The organism is Saccharomonospora saliphila YIM 90502 (genome assembly GCF_000383795.1).
Classification (GTDB): Bacteria; Actinomycetota; Actinomycetes; order Mycobacteriales; family Pseudonocardiaceae; genus Saccharomonospora; species Saccharomonospora saliphila.
In genome coordinates this window covers 33,326-36,201 of sequence record NZ_KB912668.1, presented here as the reverse complement: position 1 = coordinate 36,201, position 2,876 = coordinate 33,326, and the positions used below count along the sequence as shown (strand labels likewise).

The window sequence follows — 2,876 nt, the reverse complement described above, 5'->3', positions numbered from 1 at the left end:
CGCCGCGGCCACGGCGATCACCACGCCCGCCAGCACCGCGTCGCGGGTCGCCCGATCCCGCAGCGACGGCAGCACGAGCGCCAGCAGCACCGCCGGGAAGGCGGCGTCGAGGCCGAAGGCGTCGGTGTCGGTGACGACCGTGCCCGCGAACGCGCCGACGACGACGCCGAGATTCCACAGCACGAACAGCGTGACGCCACACGCCCAGTAGACGGCCCTGCGCCGGTCGGCGTCGCGCTGGGCGAGGGCGAAGGCGACGGTCTCGTCGATCATCAGGTGACTGCCCGCGAGGCGGCTCGGCCAGCCGCGCCCCAGCACGTCTCCCACCGCGAACCCGAAGGGCAGGTGCCGCGCGTTGATGAGCAGAGCGGCGAGCACGGCCGCGACCGGATTGCCACCCGAGACGACGAGGCCGACGAACATGAACTGGGACGCTCCGGCGAACACGAGGACCGACAGCAGCATCGGCAGCCATACCGGCAGTCCGGAGCTGACCGTGATCGCGCCGAACGAGACCCCCACCAGGGCATCGGCCACGCACACGAGCGCGATGTCGCGCGCCACGTCACGGTCGAGTGTTCGCCAGATCGAACGCATAGACTTCCATACTGGACCCCACCAAGGCGTTCGTCAAATCGAACGAGAAGGAGCGTGTAGCGAACGATGACCGACCGCGACCTCGGCACCAAGGCCCCGCTCGACGTGATCGCCGCGTCCCTGCACCGGGAGCGCCGACGGGCAGGGCTGTCCCTGGCGGAGGTCGCCCGGCGCGCGGGCGTCGCGAAGTCGACGCTGTCCCAACTGGAGGCGGGCACCGGGAACCCGAGCGTGGAGACACTGTGGGCACTCGGGGTGGCGCTCGACGTGCCGTTCGCCCGGCTGGTCGAGCCCGCGCGCCCGGCGGTGCAGGTGATCCGCCGGGGCGAGGGTCCCGCCGTGGCCGCCGAGCACGCCGACTACGTCACCACCCTGCTCGCGTCGTGCCCTCCGCACGCCCAGCGGGACCTGTACCTGATCACGGCGCACCCGGGGGCGCCCCGCGAGTCCGACCCGCACATGTCGGGCGTGACCGAACACGTGATTCTGGCGACGGGCCGGGCGCAGGTCGGCGTCATCGAGGACCCGGTCGAACTGGGCCCCGGCGACTACATCGCCTACCCCGGCGACGCGCCGCACGTCTTCCGCGCCCTCGAGCCGGACACGATGGCGGTGATGGTCTCCGAGCACCGCTGAGCAGGCACGGTCGGCACTCGACGCGGTCAAGGCCTCCGTCACCGCGTCGAGTGCGGTGAAGGAAGCCTTGACGGTCGGCCGACAGGGTGGTGCCGGGGTTACCAGCCGCGGTCGGCGAGGCGGTGGGGTTCCGGGACGTCGTCGACGTTGAGGCCCACCATGGCCTCACCGAGGCCACGCGAGATCTTGGCGAGCATGTCCGGGTCGTCGTGGAAGGTGGTGGCCTTGACGATGGCCTCGGCCCGCTTGGCGGGGTCGCCGGACTTGAAGATCCCGGAGCCGACGAACACGCCCTCCGCGCCGAGCTGCCGCATCATCGCCGCGTCGGCGGGCGTGGCGATCCCGCCCGCGGTGAACAACACCACGGGCAGCTTCCCGGTCCGGGCGACCTCGGCGACCAGTTCGTACGGGGCCCGCAGTTCCTTGGCCGCGACGTAGAGTTCGTCGGGCGAGAGCACCGAGAGCTTGCGCAGCTCCGCGCGAATGGCCCGCATGTGGGTGGTGGCGTTGGACACGTCGCCGGTGCCCGCCTCCCCCTTCGAGCGGATCATCGCGGCGCCCTCGGTGATGCGGCGCAACGCCTCGCCGAGGTTGGTGGCCCCGCACACGAACGGCACGGTGAAGGCCCACTTGTCGATGTGGTTGGCGTAGTCGGCAGGCGTGAGCACCTCGGACTCGTCGACGTAGTCCACGCCGAGCGACTGCAACACTTGTGCCTCGACGAAGTGACCGATGCGCGCCTTGGCCATCACCGGGATCGACACCGACGACACGATGCCGTCGATCAGGTCGGGGTCGCTCATGCGGGCGACGCCGCCCTGCGCGCGGATGTCGGCGGGCACGCGCTCCAGCGCCATCACGGCGACCGCACCCGCGTCCTCGGCGATCTTGGCCTGCTCCGGGGTGACGACATCCATGATCACGCCGCCCTTGAGCATCTCGGCCATGCCGCGCTTGACGCGGGCGGTGCCGGTCTCGGGGCGCGGGGAGTTCTGGGCTCGGACGTCTGACACTGCACAGCCTTTCACACATACGGGTGAGTACACCTCCAGCGTACGGCCCACGTGGACCGCGAAGGCGGGCCAGTTCGCGCCAATCTCACCAGGCCACTTCAGCTCGTCGGCCCGCGCTGTTGCCGCGTCGCGCGATCCGGTGTGTGATCGGGGGCACAACCTTCTCTTCTCGCGGTACCGGCCCGGAACCGCCGACGGACCCGGCCGCCCACACCTGCATCAGGGAGGCCCCCGATGGCCGAGAAGAACACCCGCATCACCGAGACCGGGGCCGCGGTCGCCGTGGACGACCCCGGCCGCATCCGCAACGTCGCACTCGTCGGTCCCTCCGGCTCGGGCAAGACCACGCTCGTCGAGGCCCTGCTGGTGGCGTCGGGCACCATCTCGCGCGCGGGCTCGGTCGTCGACGGGACCACCGTGTCCGACCACGACCCCGCCGCCGTCCGCCAGCAACGCTCCGTCGGCCTCTCGGTCGCGCCACTGCTGCACGGCGACATCAAGATCAACCTCATCGACACGCCCGGCTACGCCGACTTCGTCGGCGAGGTGCGCGCGGGCCTGCGCGCGGCCGACGCCGCGCTGTTCGTGGTCAGCGCGGGCGAGGGCGTGGACGCCGCCACCGTGGCGCTG

4 protein-coding genes are annotated in these 2,876 nt (G+C 71.5%); 2 read left to right on the top strand and 2 right to left on the bottom strand.

The window, feature by feature from the left end:
• The coding region (locus tag SACSA_RS0111140) for an AzlC family ABC transporter permease (RefSeq protein ID WP_019815916.1) at positions 1-597 on the bottom strand (597 nt) is incomplete at its 3' end.
• Positions 598-663: 66 nt separating this feature from the next.
• On the opposite strand from SACSA_RS0111140, the gene SACSA_RS0111135 reads away from it, so the two are divergent.
• Positions 664-1,233 carry a helix-turn-helix domain-containing protein gene (locus SACSA_RS0111135; protein ID WP_019815915.1) on the top strand — a complete coding sequence of 190 codons (570 nt, stop codon included), beginning with the start codon at positions 664-666 and terminating at the stop codon, positions 1,231-1,233.
• Between the two features lie 98 nt (positions 1,234-1,331).
• Here the strand turns inward: SACSA_RS0111135 and pdxS are convergent, their stop codons facing one another.
• Positions 1,332-2,246, bottom strand: a complete 915-nt coding sequence (pdxS, locus tag SACSA_RS0111130; protein ID WP_028661783.1) for a pyridoxal 5'-phosphate synthase lyase subunit PdxS — start codon at positions 2,244-2,246, stop codon at positions 1,332-1,334.
• 234 nt (positions 2,247-2,480) lie between these two features.
• On the opposite strand from pdxS, the gene SACSA_RS0111125 reads away from it, so the two are divergent.
• On the top strand, positions 2,481-2,876 hold a 396-nt coding region (locus SACSA_RS0111125; RefSeq protein WP_028661782.1), incomplete at its 3' end, for a GTP-binding protein.

Excerpts from the sequence above, each read along its gene's own strand:
- SACSA_RS0111135 (WP_019815915.1), top strand. The coding sequence starts at position 664 with ATGACCGACCGCGACCTCGGCACCAAGGCCCCGCTCGACGTGATCGCC.